Consider the following 1,161-nt stretch of genomic DNA (forward strand, 5'->3'; position numbering starts at 1 on the left):
TGACTGGCCTGATAAGCCAGGGTCATGGCCATTTCCTTGTTGGATGATAACCAGGGATCAGCCATCAGACCGGACAGCGCCAGAACCCGCAGTGCCTTGTTGTCCTTGGGGATTTCTTTCGGTAAAAGATGGCTTTGTGACAGGAGTAGAGTGTATTTTTCCGGCAGTCCCCAGCGTCTGCTTAACCAGCAACCGACCTGTGTGTGACTGGTACCGTATTCACGCTCTTCAAATGAAGCCAGTTGACGGTGGGAGCGGGCACTATGAAAAATCACGCCATATATATCCGCATCAACTTCATTCAAGGCCAGCATACCAATATCCTGCAATACAGCAGCAAGATAAACAGTTTCTACATCAAAATTGAGTTTTAACAGTTTCTGCAGGCCACGAACGACCATGCCACTGATTAATGAGCGCTTCCAGAAGTTGTCCAGATCCATGCCATTGCTGTCTTCTCCGGACTGGAGTGCCAGCCCAAAACTCAGTGACAGCGACAAGGCACCATCCATACCAATACGATTGACCGCCTGCTGCAGGGTGTTCAGCTCTGAACCACTATAAAAGGCTGAATTGGCTGCGGCCAGAATTTTGGCACTGAGGGAGGGGTCTTTGGCCAGCAGCTCAGCAAGATCACCGGTACCCGACGTGGGTGAGCGCGCCAGGTCAATGATTTTGACAATAATTGCAGGCAGCGATGGCAGGTTTTTGCAACCTTCCAGCCGGGCTGTCAGTGGTGTGGGTAACTGATGATCGCTGACCTGTTGCATTCAAAAGAATCCTGAGGCGACATGATTGTTCCGTAATTCGTTACTATACCCCAGACGATGGACTTCCTAAAGTAATCTGTTGATCACCTCAGACACCCTGCAGGGCTTCGATGTGTCGGTGTACCGATCGAGCAAGGGAATTAAGGTCGTACCCGCCTTCCAGTACAGAAACCAGATGCCCGTTGCAGTAGGTCTTTGATACATCCATCAGTAGATTAGTGATCCAGTGGTAGTCATCATCTTCCAGATTCAGTTCACCCATGGGGTCTTCACGGTGTGCATCAAAACCAGCTGAAATCAGCAGCAACTGCGGACGAAACTTCTGCAGTGCCGGCAGCCAACTTTTTTCGATGGCTTTACGGAAGTCAAAACTGCCGGTATGGGCATCCAG

General features: G+C 50.3%; 1 protein-coding gene and 1 pseudogene. Both read right to left on the reverse strand.

Going from position 1 to position 1,161, the window contains the following annotated elements; genetic code table 11:
* Window positions 1-770, reverse strand: a 770-nt coding sequence (locus tag IBX50_RS20645; protein WP_292258326.1) for an HDOD domain-containing protein, incomplete at its 3' end; no start/stop codon positions are given.
* Window positions 771-858: 88 nt separating this feature from the next.
* A pseudogene (locus IBX50_RS20650) lies at window positions 859-1,161 on the reverse strand (histone deacetylase family protein); the annotation flags it as partial.

Source organism: Marinospirillum sp. (genome assembly GCF_014859565.1).